At 64.8% G+C, this 24,476-nt stretch carries 20 protein-coding genes and 1 pseudogene; 10 read left to right on the top strand and 11 right to left on the bottom strand.

What is annotated here, in order from left to right; all coding sequences use genetic code 11:
• Window positions 1–52 precede the first annotated feature (52 nt).
• Window positions 53–2,806, top strand: coding sequence for a preprotein translocase subunit SecA (gene secA / locus AX730_RS14580; RefSeq protein WP_062357725.1), 2,754 nt, complete (start codon window positions 53–55; stop codon window positions 2,804–2,806).
• 109 nt (window positions 2,807–2,915) lie between these two features.
• Window positions 2,916–3,863 (top strand): Nudix family hydrolase, encoded by a 948-nt coding sequence (locus AX730_RS14575; protein ID WP_062357723.1) that lies wholly within the window; start codon window positions 2,916–2,918, stop codon window positions 3,861–3,863.
• Between the two features lie 7 nt (window positions 3,864–3,870).
• Here AX730_RS14575 and coaE read toward each other — a convergent pair whose 3' ends face one another.
• The 10 genes and pseudogenes from coaE to AX730_RS14530 all read right to left on the bottom strand — a co-directional run bounded on the left by coaE (window position 3,871) and on the right by AX730_RS14530 (window position 15,804).
• A complete protein-coding gene (gene coaE / locus AX730_RS14570) occupies window positions 3,871–4,494 on the bottom strand; it encodes a dephospho-CoA kinase (RefSeq protein ID WP_062357722.1) in 624 nt (207 codons plus the stop codon).
• A 46-nt stretch (window positions 4,495–4,540) separates the two neighbouring features.
• The gene (locus AX730_RS14565) at window positions 4,541–5,404 is read right to left on the bottom strand and encodes a prepilin peptidase (protein WP_062357717.1); all 864 of its coding nucleotides are present in this window, start codon (window positions 5,402–5,404) and stop codon (window positions 4,541–4,543) included.
• A 3-nt stretch (window positions 5,405–5,407) separates the two neighbouring features.
• The gene (locus AX730_RS14560; protein WP_062357715.1) at window positions 5,408–6,667 is read right to left on the bottom strand and encodes a type II secretion system F family protein; all 1,260 of its coding nucleotides are present in this window, start codon (window positions 6,665–6,667) and stop codon (window positions 5,408–5,410) included.
• Window positions 6,668–6,854: 187 nt separating this feature from the next.
• Entirely contained in the window at window positions 6,855–8,588 is a 1,734-nt protein-coding gene (gene pilB, locus AX730_RS14555) for a type IV-A pilus assembly ATPase PilB (RefSeq protein WP_062357713.1), read from the bottom strand.
• Between the two features lie 306 nt (window positions 8,589–8,894).
• Window positions 8,895–9,012, bottom strand: a pseudogene (locus AX730_RS19190) (pilin); the annotation flags it as partial.
• A gap of 99 nt (window positions 9,013–9,111) precedes the next feature.
• Entirely contained in the window at window positions 9,112–11,070 is a 1,959-nt protein-coding gene (locus tag AX730_RS14550) for a sulfatase-like hydrolase/transferase (RefSeq protein ID WP_083537934.1), read from the bottom strand.
• Complete coding sequence (locus AX730_RS14545; RefSeq protein ID WP_062357710.1) at window positions 11,063–11,683, bottom strand: class I SAM-dependent methyltransferase; 621 nt, start codon at window positions 11,681–11,683, stop codon at window positions 11,063–11,065. Before AX730_RS14545 ends, AX730_RS14550 begins: the two co-directional genes overlap by 8 nt.
• A 198-nt stretch (window positions 11,684–11,881) precedes the next feature.
• The gene (locus tag AX730_RS19575) at window positions 11,882–12,247 is read right to left on the bottom strand and encodes a prepilin-type N-terminal cleavage/methylation domain-containing protein (protein ID WP_062357708.1); all 366 of its coding nucleotides are present in this window, start codon (window positions 12,245–12,247) and stop codon (window positions 11,882–11,884) included.
• 427 nt (window positions 12,248–12,674) lie between these two features.
• On the bottom strand, window positions 12,675–14,078 hold the full coding sequence (locus AX730_RS14535; RefSeq protein WP_062357707.1) for a sigma-54-dependent transcriptional regulator: 1,404 nt from the start codon (window positions 14,076–14,078) through the stop codon (window positions 12,675–12,677).
• A 103-nt stretch (window positions 14,079–14,181) separates the two neighbouring features.
• On the bottom strand, window positions 14,182–15,804 hold the full coding sequence (locus AX730_RS14530; protein WP_062357705.1) for a sensor histidine kinase: 1,623 nt from the start codon (window positions 15,802–15,804) through the stop codon (window positions 14,182–14,184).
• A gap of 201 nt (window positions 15,805–16,005) precedes the next feature.
• On the opposite strand from AX730_RS14530, the gene sucC reads away from it, so the two are divergent.
• From sucC to AX730_RS14510, 4 genes are all read left to right on the top strand, one after another.
• Complete coding sequence (gene sucC, locus AX730_RS14525) at window positions 16,006–17,175, top strand: ADP-forming succinate--CoA ligase subunit beta (RefSeq protein ID WP_062357703.1); 1,170 nt, start codon at window positions 16,006–16,008, stop codon at window positions 17,173–17,175.
• Window positions 17,176–17,202: 27 nt separating this feature from the next.
• A complete protein-coding gene (gene sucD / locus AX730_RS14520) occupies window positions 17,203–18,081 on the top strand; it encodes a succinate--CoA ligase subunit alpha (RefSeq protein WP_062357701.1) in 879 nt (292 codons plus the stop codon).
• Between the two features lie 63 nt (window positions 18,082–18,144).
• Window positions 18,145–19,782 (top strand): NAD+ synthase, encoded by a 1,638-nt coding sequence (locus tag AX730_RS14515; protein ID WP_062357700.1) that lies wholly within the window; start codon window positions 18,145–18,147, stop codon window positions 19,780–19,782.
• 34 nt (window positions 19,783–19,816) lie between these two features.
• Complete coding sequence (locus AX730_RS14510; RefSeq protein WP_083537932.1) at window positions 19,817–20,704, top strand: vitamin K epoxide reductase family protein; 888 nt, start codon at window positions 19,817–19,819, stop codon at window positions 20,702–20,704.
• A 76-nt stretch (window positions 20,705–20,780) separates the two neighbouring features.
• Here the strand turns inward: AX730_RS14510 and AX730_RS14505 are convergent, their stop codons facing one another.
• Entirely contained in the window at window positions 20,781–21,668 is an 888-nt protein-coding gene (locus tag AX730_RS14505; protein ID WP_062357698.1) for an outer membrane protein assembly factor BamD, read from the bottom strand.
• 118 nt (window positions 21,669–21,786) lie between these two features.
• Between AX730_RS14505 and rluD the strand changes: the two genes are divergently transcribed.
• From rluD to AX730_RS14485, 4 genes are read left to right on the top strand one after another with little or no spacing between them, the layout of a single operon-like run.
• Window positions 21,787–22,761, top strand: coding sequence for a 23S rRNA pseudouridine(1911/1915/1917) synthase RluD (gene rluD / locus AX730_RS14500; RefSeq protein ID WP_062357696.1), 975 nt, complete (start codon window positions 21,787–21,789; stop codon window positions 22,759–22,761).
• A complete protein-coding gene (gene pgeF / locus AX730_RS14495) occupies window positions 22,758–23,528 on the top strand; it encodes a peptidoglycan editing factor PgeF (RefSeq protein WP_062357695.1) in 771 nt (256 codons plus the stop codon). The genes rluD and pgeF overlap by 4 nt, the downstream gene beginning before the upstream one ends.
• Window positions 23,513–24,025 carry a DUF4166 domain-containing protein gene (locus AX730_RS14490; protein ID WP_062357693.1) on the top strand — a complete coding sequence of 171 codons (513 nt, stop codon included), beginning with the start codon at window positions 23,513–23,515 and terminating at the stop codon, window positions 24,023–24,025. Before pgeF ends, AX730_RS14490 begins: the two co-directional genes overlap by 16 nt.
• On the top strand, window positions 24,015–24,428 hold the full coding sequence (locus AX730_RS14485; protein WP_062357691.1) for a thiol-disulfide oxidoreductase DCC family protein: 414 nt from the start codon (window positions 24,015–24,017) through the stop codon (window positions 24,426–24,428). Before AX730_RS14490 ends, AX730_RS14485 begins: the two co-directional genes overlap by 11 nt.
• Window positions 24,429–24,476 lie beyond the last annotated feature (48 nt).

Genomic DNA, 24,476 nt, shown 5'->3' with positions numbered 1-24,476 from the left:
GGCCCGCACACGCTGCGCCGCCCCGGCGTCCTTTTCCTTTCCGGTTCCCTACATGATCAACAACCTGCTTACCCGTGTCTTCGGCAGCCGCAACGAGCGCCTGCTCAAGCAGCTTCACCGCTCCGTCGACAAGATCAATGCGCTGGAAGCGGAGCTGCAGAAGCTCACCGATGAGCAGCTGAAGGCCAAAACGCCGGAGTTCCAGCAGCGCATCGCCGGCGGGGAAGCGCTCGACAAGGTCCTGCCAGAAGCGTTCGCCGTCTGCCGCGAGGCCAGCCGTCGCGTGCTGGGCATGCGCCACTACGACGTGCAGCTGATCGGCGGCATGGTGCTGCACCTGGGCAAGATCGCCGAAATGCGCACCGGCGAAGGCAAGACGCTGGTCGCCACCCTGCCGACCTACCTCAATGCGCTGGAAGGCAAGGGCGTGCACGTCGTCACCGTGAACGACTACCTGGCCCGCCGCGACTCGGCCTGGATGGGCCGCCTGTACAACTGGCTGGGCCTGACGGTCGGCGTGGTGTACCCGGGCATGCCGCATGGCGACAAGAGCGCTGCCTACGCGGCCGACATCACCTACGGCACCAACAACGAATTCGGCTTCGACTACCTGCGCGACAACATGGCGATGTCGCGCGCCGACCGCTTCCAGCGTGGCCTGCACTACGCCATCGTCGACGAAGTCGACTCCATCCTGATCGACGAAGCGCGCACGCCGTTGATCATCTCCGGCCCGGCCGACGAGTCGCCCGAGCTGTACATCCGTGTCAACCGCATCGTGCCCCAGCTGATCAAGCAGGCGGACGAGGAAGGCGAGGGCGACTACTGGGTCGACGAGAAGGGCAAGCAGGTGCACCTGTCGGAGGCGGGCATGGAGCACGCCGAGGAACTGCTGTTGCAGGCCGGCATCATCAGCGAGGAAGAACCGCTGTACGGCGCCAACAACCTGTCGGTCGTGCACCACCTCAATGCCGCGCTGCGCGCGCATGCCATCTACCAGCGGGACGTCGATTACATCGTGCGCGACGGCGAAGTGGTCATCGTCGACGAGTTCACCGGCCGCACGCTGACGGGCCGCCGCTGGTCCGACGGCCTGCACCAGGCGGTCGAGGCGAAGGAAGGCGTGCCGGTCCAGCGCGAGAACCAGACGCTGGCCAGCGTGACGTTCCAGAACCTGTTCCGCATGTACAACAAGCTGTCCGGCATGACCGGTACGGCCGATACCGAAGCCTTCGAGTTCCAGAGCATCTACGGCCTGGAAGTCATCGTCATCCCGACCAACCGCCCGACCGTGCGCAAGGATTCGCCCGACCAGGTGTTCCTCAACCGCCAGGGCAAGTTCAAGGCGGTGCTGGCCGACATCCAGGAGTGCTACCAGCGCGGCCAGCCGGTGCTGGTGGGTACCACTTCGATCGAGACGTCGGAAATGCTGTCCGACTTCCTCAACAAGGCCGGCGTGCCGCACGAAGTGCTCAACGCCAAGCAGCATGAGCGCGAAGCGCACATCGTTGCGCAGGCCGGTCGTCCGGGCGCGATCACCATCGCCACCAACATGGCCGGTCGCGGTACCGACATCGTGCTGGGCGGTTCGCTGGAAGCCGAATACGAAACACTGCCGGAGGACGCCAGCGACGCCGACCGCGCGGCGGTGAAGGCCGAGTGGCAGAAGCGCCACGACGAAGTGAAGGCCTCGGGCGGCCTGCACATCGTCGGCACCGAACGCCACGAATCGCGCCGCATCGACAACCAGCTGCGCGGCCGTTCCGGTCGCCAGGGCGACCCGGGCTCGTCGCGTTTCTACCTGTCGCTGGAAGACAACCTGATGCGCATCTTCGCCTCGGACTGGGTCCAGAAGGCGATGAAGCTGATCGGCATGAAGGAAGACGACGTCATCGAGGACAAGCTGGTCAGCCGGCAGATCGAGAAGGCGCAGCGCAAGGTGGAAGCGCACAACTTCGACATCCGCAAGAACCTGCTGGACTTCGACGACGTCAACAACGACCAGCGCAAGGTCATCTACGCGCAGCGCGACGAGCTGCTCGATGCCGAATCGGTGAAGGACAACATCGACGGCATCCGCGGCGACGTGGTGGCCGAGACGGTGGCCCGCTTCGTGCCGCTGAACTCGGTGGACGAGCAGTGGGACCTGCGTGGTCTGGAAAGCGAGCTGGGCGAGGAGATGGGCGCGCAAGTGCCTGTGACCCGCTGGCGCGAAGAGGCCGACGACCTCGACGCCGAGACCATCGAACGGCGCGTGCAGGACGCGATGGACCAGCACTTCGCCGACAAGGAAGCGGTGATCGGTGGCGAGACCATGCGTGCACTCGAAAAGCACATCATGCTTACCGTGCTCGACAAGAACTGGAAGGAGCATCTGGCGCGCATGGACTATCTGCGCCAGGGCATCCACCTGCGTGGCTACGCGCAGAAGCAGCCGAAGCAGGAGTACAAGAAGGAAGCCTTCGAACTGTTTTCCAGCATGCTGGAGCGGGTGAAAAGCGAAGTCGTCACGCTCTTGTCGCGCGTGCGCATCCGCAGCGAAGAGGAAGTCGCCGCACTGGAGGCGCAGGAACGCGCTGCGGCCGAGGCGCAGGCCCGGCAGATGCAGTTCCAGCATCAGGATGCCGGCGGCTACGGCGCCGACGAGGAAGCCGAACAGGCACGGCAGATCGCCGCGACGCAAGGCGGCTACATGCAGTCCGGCCCGATGCCGGCGCACCGTGATGCGCCGAAGGTGGGCCGCAACGATCCGTGCCCCTGCGGCAGCGGCAAGAAGTTCAAGCACTGCCACGGTCAGTTGGCCTGAGGCATCACCGCTTCGATTGAAGGAAAAGGCCGCGCACTGCGCGGCTTTTTCTTTGGGTCGGGTCGGTGACTATTTGCGTCTACCCGCCGGTTCCCGGCAAGCTGCTTCCATGCTCACGCCCCTGCGCTCCATCCACGTCATGGCTGCCGTCATCACCGACGCGCGCGGCCGCATCCTGCTGGCCCGCCGTACGGAAGGGCGCGACCTGGCCGGGCGCTGGGAGTTTCCCGGCGGCAAACAGGAACCCGGGGAGCGGCCCGAAGACGCGCTGGTGCGGGAGTTGCGCGAGGAACTCGGCATAGAGGCGCGGGTGGGCGAGCACCTCATCAGCGTCCCGCAGCAGTACCCCGACAAGCGGCTGTGCCTGGAGGTGCGGCACCTGACGGGCTGGACCGGTACGCCGCGCGGGCATGAAGGGCAGGCACTGGCCTGGGTCGCCCCCGACAAACTGATGCGTTACGACATGCCGCCTGCCGACCGCCCGGTCGTCGCGGCGCTGTTGCAGCCGGACCGCTATCTCGTCACTCCCGACCCCGGCGAGGTCACGCACTGGCTGTCCGCGCTGGAGCAGGCGTTGGCGCAGGGCATTCGTCGCATCCAGCTGCGTGCGCGCCAATCGGACGACGAAGCGTGGCGGGCGCTGGCCCGGCAGGGTGTAGCGCGGTGCCGTGAGGCGGGCGCCGAGGTGCTGCTCAATGGCGACGTAGCGCTGGCCAGCGAATTGGGCGTCGGCGTACACCTGCGGTCGGGCCAGTTGGCGGAGTTGACGGGGCGTCCACTGCCACCCGGCCAGCCCGTCGGCGCCTCCTGCCACACCTCTGAGGATCTGCGGCGCGCCGAAGCGCTGGCCTGCGACTTCGCCGTGGTCGGCAGCGTCTATCCCACCCAGAGCCATCCCGGCGTCACGCCGCTGGGATGGACCGGCTTTGCCAGCCTGCGCGAGGGGGTTTCACTGCCGATCTATGCCATCGGCGGCATGACGCCGGTCGACATCAGCGAAGCGCGTCGACACGGTGCGCAGGGCATCGCCGCCATCCGCAGCCTGTGGGGCGCCTGACGCTCGATCAGGTGGCGGACGCTGCCGCGGCCAGCGCCAGATAGCGCGCATGCAGCGCATCCGCGGCATCTAGCAAATGGCCGATGCCGCCATCGTTCACCACAATGTCGTCGGCCAACGCCAGCCGGTCGGCCCGGGATGCCTGGGCCGCCATCATCTTCTCCGCCAATGCCTCGTCGATGCCGTCGCGCTGCATCAGCCGCGCCTTCTGCACCGCGGCTGGCGTATCGACCACGAGGATGCGGCGCAGCCAGGGATAGGTCCTCCGGCCACCACCTTCGGTCAACAGCGGGATCACCGCGATCGCATACGGGCTGACAGCACGCTGGCAGATCTCCAGCAGGCGCGCGCGGATGGCGGGATGCAGGATGGCTTCCAGCGCCCGCCGTTCCCCGTCGTTGCCGAACACCCGCTGGCGCAGGGCGGTACGGTCCAACTGGCCATCCGGCAGCAGCACGTCGCGTCCGAATCGTTCCACCACGGCGGCCAGTGCAGATGTGCCCGGTTGCACCACCTCGCGGGCCAGCAGGTCGGCATCGGCCACGACGATGCCGTGCGCCGCGAACGCCTTCTCCAGCGCGCTCTTGCCCGAGGCGATGCCGCCGGTCATTCCGATGAAGTACTCGCTCATGGGCAGAGTATGCGGCCACGCGCACAGGCCTGAGCCCGCGGCCGGGTTACTTCAAGCCCGCGAACTGCAGGTACGCATCGACGATCTGCTGGCCCCAGAAGAAGACGATCCAGCCTGCGATCGCCAGATAGGGTCCGAACGGGATCGGCGTGGCGCGGTCGCGCCCTTTCATGGCCAGCCAGACCGAGCCAACCACGGCGCCCACCAGCGAGGAGAACAGGATGATGGGCAACACGCCGCTCAACCCCACCCACGCGCCCAGCGCTGCCAGCAGCTTGAAATCGCCGCGGCCCATGCCTTCCTTGCCGGTGACCTGCTTGAAGATCCACCACACCAGCCACAGCGAGGCATAGCCCGCGATCGCGCCCAGCAAGGCGGGCTTGGCAGGCATGTAGAGATTGTCGAGGCTGCCAATCAGCCCCAGCCACATCAGCGGCAGGGTCAGCTGGTCCGGCAACAACCGCGTGCGCAGGTCGATCCCGCTCAGCGCCACCAGATAGCAACTCAGCAGGGCCGCGCCGAAACCTTGCCAGCCGAAGCCGAAGCGCCATACCGATGCCACGGCCAGCACGGCGGTAAGCAGTTCGACCAGCGGGTATTGCGGCGAGATCGGTGTCTTGCAGTGCCGACACTTGCCACGCAGGGCCAGCCAGCTGAACAGCGGGATGTTCTCGTACCAGGACAGCGCCGTCTTGCAATGCGGGCAGTGCGAGCGCTCGACCACGATGCCCGGGGGCGGTGGGTCGTAGAGCTCCGGCTCCTCCAGCACCTCGCGCGCGTCGCGCTTCCACTCCCATTCGAGCCGCCGCGGCAGCCGCAGGATGACCACGTTGAGGAAGCTGCCTACCAGCAGGCCGAGGCCTGCGACTACCGGGAACCCCAGTTCGGGGTGCTGATCGAGGAATGCCACGAATCAGCCGGCTGTCGCTGCGATCTTGAAGATGGGCAGATACATTGCGATTACCATGCCGCCTACAAGCACGCCGATGATGACCATGATGAATGGTTCCAGCAAGCTGGACAATGCATCAACCGCATTGTTTACCTCTTGCTCAAAGTAATCGGCCACTTTGAAAAGCATCGTATCCAACGCACCCGCTTCTTCGCCGATGGCCGTCATCTGAACGACCATGTGTGGAAACTGCTGTGTCTGCTTCATTGCCATGTTCAGCGGATAGCCTACCGAAACGTCGTCGCGCATGCGATGAACGGCTTTCTCGTAGACAGTGTTGCCCGTTGCGCCTGCTACCGTGTCCAACGCCTCAACCAATGGCACGCCAGCTTTGAACGTTACCGCCGTCGTGCGCGCGAAGCGCGCTATCGACGAGTTGTGCATGATCTGACCGATCACGGGCACTTTGAGAATGAAGCGATCAACGGCATGCTGGAACGCTGGCGAGCGCTTGAAAAGAGATACTCCTAGAAAACCAGCACCCACAACAAGAATCAACAATGCCCACCACCAGCTGACCATGAAGCGGGACATATTCACTACGAGCTGTGTAAATGCAGGGAGCTCGGTGCCGAACCCTTTGAAGGTATCTTCAAATACGGGCACTACGTAGATAAGAATGACGGCGCACACCAGAATTGCGACTGCCATAACCGCTGTGGGATAGAAGAGCGCTTTCTTTATCTTGCCCTTCAGGGCTTCCAGGTTCTCCTTGTAACTGGCGATGGTGTCGAGCACAGTCTCAAGCACGCCTGCAGACTCGCCAGCGCGCACCAAGTTGCGATATAGCTCATCGAACTGCACCGGGTGCTTGCTAATAGCCTCATACAGCGAGGAGCCACCCTCGATATCGAAGCGGATCTGCTGCACCATCTTGCTCATCCGCGGATTTTTCTGTCCACCCTCGATGATCTCCAGAGAGGAAACCATCGGTACGCCCGACTTCATCATCGTAGCTAGCTGTCGGCTAAAGAACGCGATCTCCTTAGCGGAGACGGTCTTTCCTGCCGCGCCGAACAGCGGCTTCGGCTTGACCTTGACGACTGTCGGCGTAATGCCCTGCTTGCGCAGCTCGGCCCGCAGGAAGTTGGCATTCTTAGACTGCTGCTCGCCCTTCATCTTGACGCCGCGCTTGTCGGTGCCCTCCCAGACGAACAGGTTCAGGGGGTTCTCGCGCACGGGCGCGGAGGCGGTTTTCGCAGCGGAACGGGTCACGGCCATCGGTAGTCCCCTGTCCGGATTTCCCCACCCGGACTGTCAGAGCTGCATGGTAGCCGGTTATACGGCCAATGGAAGCACTGCGCCTGTGACGGCGGCCGGGTTTCGGTGAGATGGCGACTTGAAACGCCGTTAAATGATGACGAATTGCTGGTCCCGCCGGGCAAAGCGTGGCGGGCGGCGATCGCGATCAATCTTTGGTGACGCGATTGATCTCCGCCAGGCTGGTGATGCCGTTGCGGACCTTCAATAGTGCGGATTGGCGTAGGTCGCGGATACCCACCTTGTTGGCCGCCTCGGCGATCTGCAAGGCATTGCCGCCCTCCAATACAATTTCCTGAATGGCCTCGCTCATCGGCATCACCTGGTAGATACCCGTGCGGCCCTTGTAGCCGCTTGTGCACTCGTCACAACCGACAGCCTCGTAAGTGGTAAAGCCAGCCTGTACCTCTGCCTCATTGAAGCCCTCCGCGACCAGCGCATTGGGTGGTAGGTCCACGGGGCGCTTGCACTTGCTGCATAGTCGCCGGGCCAACCGCTGGGCGATCACCAATGTCACGGAGCTGGTGATGTTGTAGGGTGCGATTCCCATGTTCATCAGGCGAGCGATGGTCTGCGGCGCGTCGTTCGTATGCAAGGTCGACAAGACCATATGACCGGTCTGAGCTGCCTTGATGGCGATTTCCGCCGTTTCCAGATCGCGGATTTCGCCGACCATGATGATGTCCGGATCCTGGCGCAGGAAGCTGCGCAGCGCAGTGGCGAAGGTCATGCCGCGACGACTGTTCTGCTGCACCTGATTGACGCCGGGCAGACGGATTTCCACCGGGTCTTCCGCAGTTGAGATATTGCGCGTTTCGTCGTTGAGAATGCCCAGCGCTGTGTACAAGCTCACGGTCTTGCCCGAGCCAGTAGGGCCGGTCACCAAGACCATCCCATACGGCTTGTGAATGGCGTCCTCGAACAGCTTCTGTTGGTCCGGTTCGTAACCGAGCTTGTCAATGCCCAGTTTGGCGGCGCTGCCGTCTAGGATGCGCAGCACCACCTTCTCGCCGAATAGGGTGGGCAGTGTGCTGACGCGGAAGTCCATCTGTTTAGTCTTGGAAAGGTTCAGCTTGATGCGACCGTCCTGCGGCACCCGCTTCTCAGCGATATCAAGTTGCGCCATCACTTTGATGCGCGCTGCAATGCGATCTTTTAATTTTGTCGGTGCCTTGGCCACCTGCTTCAGGATGCCGTCCACGCGCAAACGGACACGATAGTCGGTTTCGTAGGGTTCGAAGTGGATGTCCGACGCGCCGCGCTTGATGGCATCCACCAAAACCTTGTTGACGAACTTCACCACTGGCGTGTCATCGCCCTTAGCGTCGACGGCGCTATCATTGCCGCCATCCTCATCGGTCGAATCAACATCGAGGCTGTCCAGTCCATCATCGTCATCGCCAAAGTTGGTGGAAAGGCTGTTGGCGGAGCTTTGCCATTGATCGAGAGTGCGGCGCAGCTGGTCTTCATCCACCAGCACAGGCTCGACGATGAGGTTGGTGTGAAACTTGATCTCGTCCAGCGCACCATGACTCCGCGTTGGATCCGCCACGCCTACGAAAAGTTTGCCGCCACGTTTGAAAAGAGGAAGCACTTGGTGCTTCAAGATCAGCTCTTCGCTGACTAGCTTGAGAGCGGCATGCGTCGGGTCGAAGGCCTGTGCGTCCAGTAGCGGCACGCCAAACTCCATGGCATTGGCAGCAGCTAGTTGCGGCGCGGTGACGAGCCGTTTTTCGGCAATCCACTGCGGTAGAGGCACCTTTGCCTCGGAGGCATTGGTCATCGCGGATCGAGCGATGGACTCTTCCAGGGCGCCATCCTGCACCAAGCGCCTGGCCAGGCCGGTGATGCCAACGAGGTTTGTTGTCGGCACTGCGCTCATGGTTCGATAGTCCTGTCGGTTCGTTCCGGTCGAAAAAGGTGCCGGAGATGCGGGATCGTCTTGGGAGTATACGGCGTCAGTTTCCGGACGCTGACGTATAGGTACAGGTGGCACCAGCGCTTAGCGGACAGGATACTGCGGCGTCGCCCGAGCCTTTCGCGGTAGCAGTGACCGTATCGCTGGTCGTTGCTGGTGTGCTGGTCCCGGCGCAGGCGCTATTTGCAGGGGCAGGTACCGCTTCCTGTAGGTAAAGATTCGCCAGGGCGACGTTTGCATAAGATTTGGCTTCCATCATGCACGCGCGATTTGCAGAGCGGATGCTGTAATTCTGGTAAGCCGGAAATGCGATGGCGCTAAGAATTCCTATGATTGCGACAACGATCATAAGCTCGATGAGCGTGAAACCCCGTGACGTTCTTGACATAGTCCTAGCCCGCAAGTCGATTTCCCGCGAAATCTAAAGCAAGGAACATGCCATCCAGATCGCACGCCTCGCGATTACGTGATCATCGTCACTTCACGCCTAATTCTTTTGGGTGGACTGGGCTGGAGTGGAGTCTGGTTTGAATAGAGGGACTACGATTGAGATCGCATCGTTTCTCCCCACCTGCAATCCACCGTGCGCGACTTTGGCGCGCCAGTAGGCCAGCTGCTCTTCAGGGAACTCACGTGCCATGTTCCTCTTTTCACCCGGATCGTGACCGATGTCGAAGACGAAATCCATATCTGCGCGGAAATCACGCCAGTACTTATAGACGCGGCCATCGGTACCTTGCTCGTAGATGCCCGCCTCCGCAGCCTGCTGGAAATAAGCAGTGCGCGTCTCCCGGGTAGCCTGCAGCGGCAGTCCTTCCCAGGTCGAGGGGGCAGTGATCGACAGTTCGTCCATGATCGTCGGCGCGATGTCGATCTGCGAGGTGAGCAGGTGCCGAGGAAGGATGGGCGCCTCGTAGCCGAAACGAGCTATTAGGAGAGGTATGTGTAGAGTCGGCTCGTGCACCCCCAAACCGTGCGAAACGAGATTGCTCTCACCAAGCATTTCGCCATGATCGCCGGTGATTACTACGACCGTGTTGTCGAGGTAGCCCTTTGCGCGGAGCTGCTCCATTAGCAGCCTGACGTAATGGTCGAACTGGTAGACGCCATTGTCGTAGAAGTTAACGATTGCTTGCCGTTGAGTGGGTCCCAACTTCGGTACCTGCTTTCCGAACCAAGCGTAGTAGTTGAAGAAGGGCTTGAAACGGACGTTCTCTGGGTGGCGCGGTCCCAATCCGTGGGTGGACATCAGCACAATTTGCAGCATCAAAGGATGGGCCGTGTCAGCGGCGGGCAGTTTGCCCACCTCATCTAGAACCAATTGGTCGTCATTGATGTAACGGACCAGCGATTCTCCGTCGCCGCCCCAGCCGACAGGTTGGGCGCTACCGTCCACGTAGCTGTCAACTTCGCCATAGAGATCACGCAGGCCATAGAAGTTGGTGTGGTCGCCGCTCAGCACCATTCGTACGGTGTAACCGTTCCTGCGCAATGCTTGGTGAAGCGTAAAAGGCTTGGTAGGCATCGTGTGGATGGGGCGAGACGCAGCCATCGCCATAAATCCGCACATGGATTCGGAGCAGACGGCGCGCGTGCCCGCGACGGCTTGCAGCGTCCCCTTCTCGGCCAGCGACGACAGGTAGGGCGTGGTGTCGCGAGGATAACCGTATACGCCCATGTGGTCAGCGCGCAGTGCGTCTCCCACGATCAAGATTACGTTGCGCGGCCTGCTGTTCGGCGCCGCAGCATAGGTGCGCCATACATTGGCTTCTGCCGCATTCACCGCGGGTGACGACGAGAAAGCAATACTCTCTTTCATGGCGCCTAGTTGCGGATACAGACTGAGCGCGATCGGCTCCTCCGGATGCAGTGGCTCAGTCAGGTGAATCATGCTGAACAGAATCCAGGGGAACGCAGCGAGCATCAGAGCGAGCGCCATAGCTTTTCCGCGTGTGGTCGCATCGAACAGCACGCGACTCCAGTCGGGGCGCATGAGCGGAGACATGCCGAGCAATGCTACAGCCGCAATCAGCAGCATCGGGGGCATCCACGCCAGCCATCCGGGCAGTCCCAGAGAGTTCAGCAAGAAGGAATACTGGCCTGCATATGTCTTGAAAATTGGTAGCGTCGTAACTCTTCCCCACGACGACAATCCCACAAGTGCCGTCACATACCAGGCCATCAATACCACCCAAGGCGTGAAAGCCAGCGCGACGGCCAAGTATGGTGTCCAACGGCGCGTGCGGATCAGTCCTGTTGCGAGCGCCCGCAGCCCGATGCTACCTGCCCACAGCGCGGAGACTATGAATAAGTGTGGCGCGATGACTGCCGTATTGTTGCCAAAATGCCAAGTGTAGGCTGTAAGGAACGTGCTGGCCGGAACCAGCCAGGCGAATGCTTCAATCAATAATCGCCAAGCGAGCGAACGCTTCGGCATCTCAGTCATTGCGGATCACCACGAGTCGATAGAGGCCGAACAGGCTGACGGGCCGTGTGGAAAGGACTGTCCAATCCTGCTGCAGGATATGGTGCGAGTAATCGAAATCGGAGCGGAATCCGATACGGTCGGCAACAGATCGCACCAGTCGTTCCGCTAACCACCAGATGCGGCTGCCGCTGAAGTGGTTGACGATGAGAATATGTCCGCCAGGACGGCAAACGCGCCGAATTTCAGTTGTAAGCTGGTCCGGATTTGGAGTGACTGACAGGACATACGGCACGGTGACGCAATCGAACGCATTGTCTTCGAATTGCATCTTTTCCGCGTCCATGACTTCTAGCGTAATGCAATGCTTGGGTAGCGAGGTGGCGCGCAGCCTCGCGTGCTCAAGCATCTCGGCGGACAGATCGATGCCCGTAATGTGAGTGGCCTCAGGGTAGAGCTTCAGGGTGAGGCCAGTGCCTACTCCCACTTCTAAGACGCGCATGGCCTCCAGGCTGGAGACGACATCTGCCATCTTCCGGCATCCCGTGCGCTGGATAGCGCCGAACAGAACGTCGTAGATCGGGGCGTAACGGCCGTAGGTGCGGATGACGGACTGCTTGGAAACTTTGCTCATGCGGAACCGGATTTAGGACGAAGTAGGCGCACTGTCACGGATGCGGGGCCGAGCATGTAGGACGTGGCACGGCGCAGCCATGCTACGCGCTGCTGTACAAGGCGGAAAAAACAAACCCCGGCCTGCGCCGGGGTTTGAGTGCAACGGTCGTTGTTACGAAGTCGTCGAGTAACTATCGAGGACCAAGTGGACGGTGGCTCAGTTGGTGCCGCCGGTGATGGAGCAGTTGCCGCCGGTCGCCAGGTTGCAGCTGATGGCGCCGTCACCCGGAGCGCGCGGGGTGCCCGACAGGGTGCCGAGAGCCGACAGCGTCTGGCCAACGCCGGTCGTCAGTGCGGTGCAAGCGGCATTGGCGCCAGAGTTGGGTGCCGAGGGAACCTTGCCGTCGTTCAAGTCGGCAAGCACGGTGTTCGAGTAGGCCTTGGCTTCTGCCAAGCAAGCGCGGTTGGCCGACTTGCGGGTGTAGTTCTGGTACGCCGGCAGCGCGATGGCGGCCAGGATGGCGATGATGGCGACGACGATCATCAGTTCGATCAGGGTGAAGCCCTGGGCGTTCTTCTTCATGGTATTTCCCCTTTCAGGATTGGCTTGATGGTTAGGGACACAAGCCCCGTGTCCCTACGTGGACCGTGGGCGCCGCGTACAACATACGACGCGTGCAGGTGATGTGGAGCAGGATGCGTGCCAACTTCTGATACCCCCAGCGATTCCCCCACGTTTCCCCGGGAAGAAGCCCTGACACCGAAGTCGGGCGTGACTATCGCATCATTCTTTTGCGTTGTGTACAGGGAAGTGCCGCCAATCCCGGCTCGTGTCACACATTGAGCGATGGATCGTTTCTGGTCGCTCTCCGCCAATCCGCTGACGCTCCCTTGGTGAGATGACTGCTTGCGTCAGAAAGTGACGCTTCGCGTCACTCGGGTCACTGTGCGATGCCGCGCACGTTTGCATCGAGACATATATATAGGTGTGGCGTAAGGCCTCGACCGGCCTACTCCATCCCCAGCTTCTTGAGCTTGTAGCGCAGAGCACGGAAGGTGATCCCCAACTGCGCGGCCGCCTTGGTCTTGTTCCAGCGGTTGTCTTCCAGCGCTTTCTGGATGGCGGCGCGCTCGAGCTGCTCGATGTAGTCGGGCAGGGCACCGCCGGCCGCCGGGTCCACGTCCACCGCGCCGGGTGCGTCACGCACCACTTCGCCGGGGCTGAAGTCGCCGCCGAATTTCCTGCCGGTCGGGGCCTGCGGCAGGTAGAGGTCGTCGATCTCGATGCTGTGGCCTTCCGACATGGCCAGTGCGCGCTCGAGGATGTTCTCCAGCTCGCGCACGTTGCCCGGGAACGGATAGCGCCCCAATGCCTCCATCGCTTCCGGCGATACCGACGGCGCCATCCGGCCGTGCTGGGCGGCCAGGCGCTCCAGGATGGCGGTGGTCAGCTGGGCCAGGTCGCCGGTGCGCTCGCGCAGCGGCGGCACGCGCAGCTCGATCACGTTGATGCGGTAGTACAGGTCGTGGCGGAAGCGGCCATCGGCGGCCAGTTCGCCCAGGTCCTTGTGGGTGGCCGACAGGATACGCACGTCGACCGGCACTTCGCCGGCGGCGCCGACCGGACGCACCGCTTTCTCCTGGATGGCGCGCAGCAGCTTCACCTGCATCGGCAATGGCAGCTCGGCGACCTCATCGAGGAACAGCGTGCCGCCGCTGGCCGCCTGGAACAGGCCCAGCTTGTCGGCGTGTGCACCGGTGAAGCTGCCTTTCTTGTGGCCAAAGAATTCGCTTTCCATCAGCTCGGCGGGAATCGCACCGCAGTTGACCGGAATGAACGGGCCCGGCGCGCGGGCGCCTTGTTCGTGGATGGTGCGGGCGACCAGCTCCTTGCCGGTGCCGGACTCACCCATGATGTAGACCGGCGCCTGGCTGCGGGCGACCTTGCCGATGGTCTCGCGCAGGCCATCCATCGCCGCCGACGAGCCCAGCAGGCGACTGGCCTGTTCCGGCGGCGGGGGCGGGGGCGGAGCGCGTTCGCTGTTGTTCAATTCCAGCGCGTGCTTCACCAGCCCGCGCAGGACCGTGAGATCCACAGGCTTGCTGACGAAGTCGAAGGCACCGGCCTTCAGCGCTTCCACCGCCAGTTCGATGTTGCCGAACGCGGTGATCATGGCCACCGGCGTGCTGGGATGGTTGCGCGAAATCTCGCTGACCAGGTCGATGCCGTTGCCGTCCGGCAGGCGCATGTCGGTAAAGCACAGGTCGTAAGTGTTGCGGCCCAGCAGTTCGCGGGCCTCGCCGAGGTTGGCGGCGGTGTCGATGCGCAGGCCCATGCGGCCCAGCGTCAGCGTCAGCAGTTCACGGATGTCGCGTTCGTCGTCGACGATCAGGGCGCTACGGTTTTGATTCATGCATCTCCCCTCGAACCCCTGTGCAGCCAGTGTACCGGCTGAATGTGAATCATGGTACGCGAGGTGCTGCGGATCGGGACAAGGTCAACCGATCCGGATGCCTTCATGCGGGCAGCAGGGCGTGCGGGCCGGGGAGGGTGACGCGGAAGCAACTGCCGCCGCCGGGGACGGGCACGAACTCCAGCGTGGCCTGGTTGGCCCGGCACAGTTCGCGGGCGATATACAGGCCCAGGCCGGTGCCGTGCTCGGACGTGGTGAAGAACGGACGGAACAGTTGCGCGGCCACGGCTTCGGGAATGCCCGGGCCGCGGTCCATCACATCGAGCGTCGGACGGCCTTCGGCAGTGAAGACGCGGACCCGGATGCGCGCGGATTCGCCGGGCAGGCGGCCGTAGTTCAGCGCGTTCTGCACCAGTACCGTCACCACCTGCTGCAGGTGGCGCGGGTCGACCAGCGCGGGTACTGGCTTGGCGCCGATGATGGTTTCCAGCGTGTCGGTCTCGATCGACATCGTCTGCTGGTAGTCGTCGACGAAGCGGCGGGTAAAGCTGTTGAGGTCCACGTGCTCGGGCGTGGCGCGCTCGCGCCGGGCCAGGCCGAGGACGCTTTCGACGATGCCGTTGGTGCGCTGGCACTGCTGATGGATGATCTGCAGCAGCCTGCGGTCGCCGTCGGTGACCTGTTGGGATTCCTCCAGCAGCTGCACCGCGTAGTTGATGGCCGCCAACGGGTTGCGGATCTCGTGCGCCAGGCTGGCGGAGAAGCGACCGAGTGCGGCCAGCGTCAGCGATTCGGCCCGGCGAGAGACCACCGTGGCGTCGTCCAGGAAGATCAGCGAGGTCTCGCTGTCGGCCAGCAGGCGGGCGAAGCGCGGCTGGACTTCGGGCTGGTCGGGCGAGAACTGCATTGGTGTCTCGTCGGTCTGCCAGCCATTGCGCCAGCGCTGCAGGCGGCGGGCCAGTTCCGGTGCGGCATGCAGCAGCGACGCGCCCTTGCCATCGGCGCCCTGGCCGTCGCCGCCATCGCCGAGCAACAGGCTGGCCGCCTCGTTCGCCAGCTTGATGTGGTTGTCCGCATCCACCACCAGTACGCCGGTGCGCATGCGCCGGATGATCAGCTCGTTGACTTCGAACAGGTTGGCGACTTCCTCGCCACGCTTGTCCGCCAGCGCCTGGCTGGCGCGCGCCTTCTGGCCGACCTGGTGTGCGAGGTAGGCCAGCGCCAGGTAGCTCACCGCGAACATGATGACCTCGGCGGCGGAGCGGGAGATGTCGCCATCGTGGAACTGGGCGAACACGTACTCGCCGAACAGCGCGCCAATGGCCAGCAGGGCCACCGCCAGCGCCATCCGGGTGCGCGGCAGCAGCAGCGCCGCGGCGGAGACGTTGAACAGCAGCATCATCGCCACGCCAGCGGTGGCGCCGGGCAGGGCGTGGGTGATCAGTGCGGCGACCAGGATGTCGATGCAGACGCTGAAGAACACGATCCAGACCAGCCATTGCACGCTGCGGCCGACAAAGAACAGCACCAGCGCGAGCACCAAGTAGCCCACCGCCACAGCCATGCCCAGGTCTTCGTGGCGCGGCTGGCCCAGCACTTCGCCCAGCGGGCTGAACATCAGCGCGGCCAGGATCCCGGCTTCCAGAATGCGGTACAGCGCGAAGAAGTACAGTTCGCGGCGCGGTACCGATTCAATGCGGGACAGGAGCGACTGGGCCTGGCGCAAACGCGTACTTCCCCTGTAGCGAGGGCGACAGTATAGGCATGCGGGCCGCCGGATGGCCCAGCCGTTCCTTTGCCACCAAAGACTTAGGCCCCGGGTTTTGCGCCCCCCGGCCGCGTCGGCGACAATAGGGGGCTTGCCCGGCCGCTGGCCCCCGTGGCCCCGGTCCGGGCGGTGTCTTCTGTTCCCTACCCACGGTGACGCATGAATTTCCACGAATATCAGGCCAAGCAGCTGCTGGCCGAGTACGGCATCCCGGTCCCGGCCGGCAAAGTCGCCTCCACGGCGGACGAAGCGGTTACGGTCGCGCAGTCCCTCGGCAACGGACCCTGGATGGTCAAGGCCCAGATCCACGCGGGCGGCCGCGGCAAGGCCGGCGGCGTCAAGTTCTGCAAGACCGTCGATGATGTGAAGGCCGCTGCCGGCAAGATGCTCGGCACCAAGATGGCCACCTACCAGACCGCCGGCGTCGAGCTGCCGGTCAACCTGGTGCTGGTGACCACCGCCGGCGAGATCGTCAAGGAGCTGTACCTGTCGGTCCTCGTCGACCGCGGCACCCGCACCATCACCTATATCGCCTCGTCCGAAGGCGGCATGGAGATCGAGCAGGTCGCGGCCGAGACGCCGGACAAGATCCACACGCTCAACGTCGACTTCGTCGAAGGCGTGCAGCCGTACCAGGGCCGCGAGTTCGGCTTCAAGATGGGCCTGAACGCCAAGCAGGCCGGCCAGTTCGCCACCATCATGGTGAACCTGTACCGCATCTTCAACGAGAAGGACCTGGCGCTGGTCGAGATCAACCCGCTCGCCATCCTGGACGACGGCAACCTGTACGCGCTGGACGGCAAGTTCAACAGCGACGACAACGCCAACTTCCGCCACAAGGCCCTGGTCGCGATGCGCGATACCAGCCAGGAAGACGAGACCGAAGTGCTGGCCTCGGAGATGGACATCAACTACGTGACCATGGACGGCAACATCGGCTGCATGGTCAACGGCGCGGGCCTGGCGATGGCCACCATGGACGTCATCAAGCTCAACGGCGGCGAGCCGGCGAACTTCCTCGACGTGGGCGGTGGTGCCAACAAGCAGCGCGTGATCGAGGCGTTCAAGCTGATCCTGTCCTCGGACAAGGTCGAAGGCATCTTCGTCAACATCTTCGGCGGCATCGTCCGCTGCGACATGATCGCCGAGGGCATCATCGCCGCGGTGAAGGAAGTGGGCGTCAAGGTGCCCGTGGTCGTTCGCCTGGAAGGCACCAACGTGGAAGAAGGCAAGCAGCTGCTGCGCGACAGCGGCATGGCCATCATCCCGGCCGACAACATCAACGACGGCGCCAAGAAGGTCGTTGAAGCGGTCAAGGCCGCCGCCTAACCCACGTCACCGAACCAGGAAATCTCCATGAGCGTTTTGATCAACAAGAAGACGAAGGTGATCGTGCAGGGCTTCACCGGCCAGCAGGGCACCTTCCACGCCACCCAGATGATCGAGTACGGCACCCAGGTCGTCGGCGGCGTCACCCCGGGCAAGGGCGGCACCACCCACATCGACCTGCCGGTGTTCGACACCGTCGCCGATGCCGTCAAGAGCACCGGCGCCGATGCCTCCGTCATCTACGTGCCGCCGCCGTTCGCGGCCGACGCCATCCTTGAAGCGGCCGCGGCCGGCATCAAGGTCATCGTCTGCATTACCGAAGGCATCCCGGTGCTGGACATGCTGCGCGTCAAGAACGTGCTGACCCGCGCCCATCCGGACACCGTGCTGGTCGGTCCGAACTGCCCCGGCGTCATCACCCCGGGCGAGTGCAAGATCGGCATCATGCCGGGCCACATCCACATGCCGGGCAAGATCGGCATCGTGTCGCGCTCGGGCACGCTGACCTATGAAGCGGTCAAGCAGACCACCGAAGTGGGCCTGGGCCAGTCGACCTGCATCGGCATCGGCGGCGACCCGATCAACGGCCTGAACTTCGTCGACTGCCTGAAGCTGTTCAACGAAGACCCGCAGACCGAAGGCATCATCATGGTCGGCGAGATCGGCGGCGACGCCGAGGAAGCCGGCGCCGAGTACATCAAGAACCACGTGAAGAAGCCGGTCGTCGGCTTCATCGCCGGTGCGTCGGCCCCGGCCGGCAAGCGCATGGGCCACGCCGGCGCGATCGCCAGCGGCGGCAAGGGCACGGCCGAGGGCAAGTTCGCGGCGATGGAAGCCGCAGGCGTCACCACGGTGCGTTCGCCGGGCGACCTGGGTGCGGCCATCGCGGCGCGCCTGAAGAAGTAAGTAGAATCGCCTGAGGCACACGAAAGGCCGCCGCGTGCGGCCTTTCGCTTTTCTGGAGACGGTATGGGTTCCTCGCTTCGCATCGCCATGGCGCAGTTCGATTTCCCGGTCGGCGGCGTAGCGCAGAACCGCGACAGCATCCGGCGCATGATCGCCGAGGCGCGCGACGAGTACGGGGCGGACGTGGTGCTGTTCCCCGAACTGGCGGTCAGTGGCTATCCGCCGGAAGACCTGCTGCTGCGGCCGCGCTTCCTGGCCGACTGCGAGACGGCGCTGACGGAGATCGCGGCCAGCACGCACGGCATCGTCGCGGTGGTCGGCTGGCCGCAGAGCGCCGGCAGCGTGGTCTACAACGCGGCCAGCGTGCTGCGCGACGGTGTGGTCGAAACGACCTACCGCAAGCGCGAACTGCCCAACTACGCGGTGTTCGACGAGCGTCGCTACTTCGACGTGGATCCGGACGGCGGCGCCTGCACGTTCGAGGTGAACGGCGTGCCGGTGGGCCTGGTGATCTGCGAAGACCTGTGGTTTCCCGAGCCGCTGGCGGACACGGCGGAGGCGGGCGCCGTGCTGACGCTGGTGCCGAATGCCTCGCCGTTCGACCGCGACAAGCATGCGCAGCGTGATGCGCTGATCGCCGAGCGCACGCGCGAGACCGGCATGGCGCTGGCCTACCTCAACGTGGTCGGCGGACAGGATGCGGTGGTCTTCGATGGCGCGTCCGTCGTCGCTGACGGCGACGGCACGGTGCACCCGGCGGCTGCCGCGTTCACCGACCAGTGGCTGGTGGTCGACTTCGACGTGGCGACGCGGAAGTTCAGTCCGGTGGTCTGGATGGACGATGGCGACGAGAGTCGCGACGCACTGGCATGGCGGGCGATCGTGCGCGGCATCCGCGACTACTGCGGCAAGAACGGGTTCTCCAAGGTGTGGCTGGGGCTGTCCGGTGGTATCGATTCGGCCATCGTGCTGGCGCTGGCGGCGGATGCGCTGGGGCCGGACAACGTCACCGCGGTGCGCTTGCCGTCGCGCTACACCGCAGGCTTGTCCAACGACCTTGCCGCTGAACAGTGCGCGGCAATGGGCGTGAAGCTCGAGGCCGTGTCGATCGAGGCGCCGTTCAAGGGCTTCCTTGAGGCGCTGGGGCCGCTGTTTGGCGACATGCCCGCCGACACCACCGAAGAGAACCTGCAGTCGCGCAGCCGCGGCGTGATCCTGATGGCGCTGAGCAACAAGTTCGGTGGCCTGCTGCTGACCACCGGCAACAAGAGCGAATACGCCGTCGGCTACGCCACCATCTACGGCGACATGTGCGGCGGCTACGCGCCGATCAAAGACCTGTACAAGACCGAGGTGTTCGCGCTGGCGCGCTGGCGCAACACGGTGGGCGGCGCGCCGGTGATTCCGCCGGCGGTCATCGACCGGCCGCCTTCCGCGGAACTGCGCGACAACCAGAAGGACCAGGATTCGCTGCCGCCGTACGACGTGCTGGACGCGATCCTGTTCCGCTACGTGGACCTGGAGCAGTCGCGCGACGAGATCGTCGCCGCCGGCTTCGACGCCGCCACCGTCGACCGCATGCTGCGGCTGGTACGCATCAACGAGTGGAAGCGCCACCAGGCCGCGCCAGGGCCGAAGGTCTCGCGCCGCGCGTTCGGCCGCGAGCGCCGCTACCCGATCACCAACAAGTACGCGCTGTGAGCATGTTCGCGCGCGACGCAACACGGAGACCTGCATGACAAGGAAGAAGAAGCGCACGGCGCACCGCGACCGTCCGGCATCGCCCGCGCCACGTCCGGCGACGCCGCCGGACCGGGTGATGCTGGCACTGGCGGTGCTGGGCCTGCTGATCACCGGCTACCTGGCATGGACGGCAGGCAGTGACTCGCCCTCGGCCTTCTGCACCGGTGACGGCGGCTGCGATGCCATCCAGCGCAGTGGCTGGTCCACGCTGCTGGGCCTGCCGATGGCGCTGTGGGGTTTCGGCCTCTACGCCGTCGTCGTACTCGTGTCGCTGGCGCCCAAGGCGTCGCCGCTGCTGCGCTGGCAACGGCAGTGGCGGCTGGTGCTGCTCGGATTGGCGATCAGCGTGTACCTGACCGCGGTGGGCGCATTCGTGCTCGATGCATTCTGTGTGGGGTGCCTCGCCTCGCTGGCGGTCTTGGCGGCCATGTTCGTGTGGCTGCAGCTGCGTCGTCCTGCCTCCGCGCCCGCGCAGCCCTGGGGACGGTGGTGGGCCGTGCAGGCGGTGCCGGTGCTGCTGGTCGTCGCACTCCTGCATGTGCAGCAGAGCGGCTTGCTGCACCAGCGGCCGGAAAGCCGCCGTGCCGCCGCGCTGGCGCAGCACCTGTCCGACTATGGCGCCAAGTTCTACGGCGCGTCGTGGTGCACGGAATGCAGTCGGCAGAAGCGGGAGTTCGGGCATGCCGCGGACCGTTTGCCGTATGTGGAATGCGCGCCCGGCGGGCGCAGTTCGCCGATGACCTCCACTTGTGCGTCTGCCGGTGTCACCGTGTTCCCCACGTGGGTGATCGATGGCATCGAGCACCAGGGCGTGATGGCGCCGCAACAGCTGGCGGTGCTGACGCGCTTCGACTGGGACAAGGCCGGCGCGACCGACTGAGCGGGACGCAGGAAGGCCGGACAAGGAAAAAGGGCCTTGCGGCCCTTTTTCGTCATGGTGCTACCGGACGGATGCGTCAGTCGTGCTTGCGCTGTTCCACCGTGTTGCTCGACTTCTCGCCGGCGAACGGATTCAGGCGGCGCACCATCCACGGATACTTCGGAAAGTGGCCTGCCAGCCACGGATGCTTCGGATCGTTGAGTTCCAGCACGCGCTTGGCGTCGGCGGCCAGCGTCTGGTTGCCCAGATGGGTGTAGGCCTCGGCGAGCACGGCGACGGCGTCGTACTGGTAGCTGCTCTGCGGGTAGGTTTCCAGCAGGTAACGGGCGCGGCTGGCGGCCGACACCCACGCATCGCGGCGCAGGTAGTAGATCGCGGTGTCCAGCTCGTGCAGCGCGAACTGGTCGCGCAGGCTGATCATGTGCAGGCGCGCGTCGGCGGCGTAGCGGCTGTTGGGATAGTTCTCGGCGACGCGGGCGAAGTCGTTGTAGCCCTGCATCGGCGTGGCCAGGTCGCGGCGGCTGGCGTCGAGGCGCCACACCTTCTGCAGGAACACCGTATCGCGGTTGGAATTGGCCAGCCCGCGCAGGTAATACATGTACGGGATGTTGCGGTGGGTCGGGTAGGTGCGGATGAAGCGGTCTACCGTGGTGACCGCGTCGTCCAGCTTGCCGGACTTGTACTCGGCATAGGCCGTCTCCATCAGCGCCTGCTCGGTGTACGGACCGTACGGGTACTGGGCGATCAGGCGGCGGAAGTTCAACACGCCACGGTCCCAGTTGTTGTTGACCATCGCCTTGTGGCCTTCCTCGTACATCACCTCGACGGGCTGGTTCTCGGGCGCTTCCTTCTTCTTGAAGATCTTGCCGCAGCCGGTGCCGGTGAAGGCGACGACGAGGGCCAGCAGGACGAAACGGGCGGTCGCGGAACGACGGGCAGAGCGGGGAAAGGCACGCTGGGTCATGGGCTGGCGGCAGGCCGCGGCAGGGAAACAGGCCGTCGATGATAGCCTAGGCGCCGCCTTCGCCATGAACATTCGGCCAATACGGACCGGATCCTGGCCTCCCTGGACGTCTTTCCGCATGACCGAACCCGATTCCCCCGACACCCTCCGCACGGCCGTCGTGCCCGCCAGCGCCGCCGGCCGGCGCTTCGACGCCGCCTTGGCCGAGCTGTTTCCCGAGTTCTCCCGCTCGCGCCTGACCGAATGGATCAAGTCCGGCAATGCGCTGCTGGACGGCCAGGTGGTACGCCCACGCGACCCCGTGCGCGGTGGCGAAACCGCCAGCCTGGACGTGGTGCTGGACACCCAGACCCATGCCGAGCCGGAAGACATCCCGCTGGACATCCTGTACGAGGACGAGCACGTCTTCGTGCTGGACAAGCCGGCGGGCCTGGTCGTGCACCCCGGCGCGGGCAATCCGACCGGCACCCTGGTCAACGCGCTGCTGTTCCGCGATCCGTCGCTGTCGGCGCTGCCGCGCGCGGGCATCGTGCACCGGCTCGACAAGGACACGTCCGGCGTCATGGTGGTGGCGCGCACGCTGCCGGCGCACACCTCGCTGGTGGCGCAGCTGGCCTCGCGCGACGTGCACCGCCAGTACCTCGCCGTCGTGGTCGGCGCGATGGTGTCCGGCGGCACGGCCAACGCCCCGATCGACCGCCATCCGCGCGATCGCCTGAAGATGGCGGTGCGCGAGGATGGCCGCGACGCCGTCACCCACTACCGGCTGCGCGAACGCTTCCGCGCACATACCGCGCTGGAATGCCGGCTGGAAACCGGCCGCACGCACCAGATCCGCGTGCACATGGCCCACATCCGGTACCCGATCATTGGCGACCCGCTGTATGGCGGGCCGCTGCGATTGCCGAAGGGCGCCAGCGACGAACTGATCGCGGTGCTGCGCAGCTTCCGCCGGCAGGCGCTGCATGCCGAAACGCTGGAGTTCGCCCACCCGGTCAGCGGCGAGCCGGTCCGCGTCACCGCGCCGGTGCCGGCCGACATGGTGGCGCTGCTGGCGGCGCTGCGTGCGGACAGCAAGACGCAGCGCGGATGAATCGCGCACCGGTGGCGGCGGCGGACTGGCCTGCACCTGCCGGCGTGCGTGCGTTCACCACGTTGCGGCGCGGTGCCGGCTTTTCCGCGGCGCCGTTCGACACGTTCAACCTGGGCAACCGGTACGCGGCCGACGGTGATGATCCGGCCACCGTGGCGAGCAACCGCGCGCTGCTGGTCGACCTCGCCGGCCTGCCATCGGCGCCGCACTGGTTGAAGCAGGTGCATGGCACCGACGTGCTGCGCGTGGAGACGCCCGCCGACCCCGATGCCGCCGAGCCCGTCGCCGATGCGCTGGTGACCTCTGTGCCCGGCGTGGTGCTGGCCATCCTGACCGCCGATTGCCTGCCGGTGGTGTTCGCCGCGAAGGACGGCCGCGAGGTCGCCGCCGCGCATGCCGGCTGGCCCGGCCTGTCGAAAGGCATGCTGGAAGCCACGCTCGCCGCGATGAAGACGCCTGCGGCCGAGGTGGTGGCGTGGATCGGTCCAGCCGCGGGGCCGGCGCGTTACGAAGTGGGCAGGGACGTATTCGATGTCTTCGTCGCCCACGATGCCGGTGCCGTCACGTGCTTCGTTCCAACCCGCCCGGACCACTGGCTGGCGGATCTGCCTGCCCTGGCACGCCGACGATTGGTGGCGCGCGGCGTGTCGCCCGCTGATGTCCACGGCGGCGATCTCTGCACGATCGCCGAGCCCGACCGTTTCTTTTCGCATCGCCGCGACGGCCGCAGCGGACGCATCGCCACACTGGCATGGATGCAGCCGTAAGGTCGCTGTTCGCGCAGGTGCTGGGCCCGGCCTTCGATGCGCTGCCGGCGCCGTTGCATGCGCTGCATGTCGCGCAGGGACTGCACCGGTATCGCGGCGATGTCGAGGTGGACCGTGGTACCGGAGCCGTGACGCGGCTGCCGCCCGCCGGTCGCGGTCCGCTCTGCGTGGAGATCGGTGCGTCGCCGCACGCCGAGCGCTGGACGCGCTTCATCGGCGGTCGTGCGATGCCGTCGCGCCTGTGGCGCGAGGGTGACGTGCTGTGTGAACGGCTGGGACTGGCGACGTTCGGCTTCCGGCTGGAAGTCATCGACGGCGCCATCGCCTGGCGCGTTGTCCGTGTCCGCGTGTTCGGGGTGTCGCTGCCGTCGCGCTGGTTCACGGGCGTGGGCGCGCGCGAATCCGCCGAGGACGGACGCTACCGGTTCGACGTGTGGGCATCATTGCCGATCGCGGGTTTGCTGGTGCACTACCGGGGATGGCTGGATGTCGGATGAGCTCCCGCAGCGTGGCGGACCGGTGATCGTCTTCGATGGTGTCTGCGTGCTGTGCAACGGCTGGGTGCGTTTCCTGCTGAAGCACGATCGCGTGGGGCGCTACCGCTTCGCCGCGATGCAATCGGACGCCGGTCGCGCGTTGCTCGCGATGCACGGTCTGGATCCCGACGATCCGGCCTCGTTCCTGCTGGTGGACGGCGCGCGGTCATGGACGGACAGCGACGCGATCCGTCGCGTGCTGACCGGCCTGGGTGGCGTGTGGCGGCTGGCGGCGGTGATCGCCGTGGTGCCGCGTTTCGTGCGCGATCCGCTGTATCGCTTGATCGCGCGGAATCGGTACCGGTGGTTCGGCACCACGGCATGCCGGGTGCCGACGGACGAGGAGCGGGCGCGATTCCTGTAGGAGCGACGTCGGTCGCGACCGTGGTGTCAGATGGATCCTCGCACCCGG

The organism is Pseudoxanthomonas mexicana (assembly GCF_001556105.1).
GTDB classification, from domain to species: Bacteria; Pseudomonadota; Gammaproteobacteria; order Xanthomonadales; family Xanthomonadaceae; genus Pseudoxanthomonas_A; species Pseudoxanthomonas_A mexicana_A.
This window is presented reverse-complemented; position numbering and strand designations above follow the sequence as displayed.

Coding starts and splice junctions, on each gene's coding strand:
- secA (WP_062357725.1), top strand. CDS start 53: ATGATCAACAACCTGCTTACCCGTGTCTTCGGCAGCCGCAACGAGCGC.
- AX730_RS14575 (WP_062357723.1), top strand. CDS start 2,916: ATGCTCACGCCCCTGCGCTCCATCCACGTCATGGCTGCCGTCATCACC.
- coaE (WP_062357722.1), bottom strand. CDS start 4,494: ATGAGCGAGTACTTCATCGGAATGACCGGCGGCATCGCCTCGGGCAAG.
- AX730_RS14560 (WP_062357715.1), bottom strand. CDS start 6,667: ATGGCCGTGACCCGTTCCGCTGCGAAAACCGCCTCCGCGCCCGTGCGC.
- pilB (WP_062357713.1), bottom strand. CDS start 8,588: ATGAGCGCAGTGCCGACAACAAACCTCGTTGGCATCACCGGCCTGGCC.
- AX730_RS14550 (WP_083537934.1), bottom strand. CDS start 11,070: ATGACTGAGATGCCGAAGCGTTCGCTCGCTTGGCGATTATTGATTGAA.
- AX730_RS14545 (WP_062357710.1), bottom strand. CDS start 11,683: ATGAGCAAAGTTTCCAAGCAGTCCGTCATCCGCACCTACGGCCGTTAC.
- AX730_RS19575 (WP_062357708.1), bottom strand. CDS start 12,247: ATGAAGAAGAACGCCCAGGGCTTCACCCTGATCGAACTGATGATCGTC.
- AX730_RS14535 (WP_062357707.1), bottom strand. CDS start 14,078: ATGAATCAAAACCGTAGCGCCCTGATCGTCGACGACGAACGCGACATC.
- sucC (WP_062357703.1), top strand. CDS start 16,006: ATGAATTTCCACGAATATCAGGCCAAGCAGCTGCTGGCCGAGTACGGC.
- sucD (WP_062357701.1), top strand. CDS start 17,203: ATGAGCGTTTTGATCAACAAGAAGACGAAGGTGATCGTGCAGGGCTTC.
- AX730_RS14515 (WP_062357700.1), top strand. CDS start 18,145: ATGGGTTCCTCGCTTCGCATCGCCATGGCGCAGTTCGATTTCCCGGTC.
- AX730_RS14510 (WP_083537932.1), top strand. CDS start 19,817: ATGACAAGGAAGAAGAAGCGCACGGCGCACCGCGACCGTCCGGCATCG.
- AX730_RS14505 (WP_062357698.1), bottom strand. CDS start 21,668: ATGACCCAGCGTGCCTTTCCCCGCTCTGCCCGTCGTTCCGCGACCGCC.
- rluD (WP_062357696.1), top strand. CDS start 21,787: ATGACCGAACCCGATTCCCCCGACACCCTCCGCACGGCCGTCGTGCCC.
- pgeF (WP_062357695.1), top strand. CDS start 22,758: ATGAATCGCGCACCGGTGGCGGCGGCGGACTGGCCTGCACCTGCCGGC.
- AX730_RS14490 (WP_062357693.1), top strand. CDS start 23,513: ATGGATGCAGCCGTAAGGTCGCTGTTCGCGCAGGTGCTGGGCCCGGCC.
- AX730_RS14485 (WP_062357691.1), top strand. CDS start 24,015: ATGTCGGATGAGCTCCCGCAGCGTGGCGGACCGGTGATCGTCTTCGAT.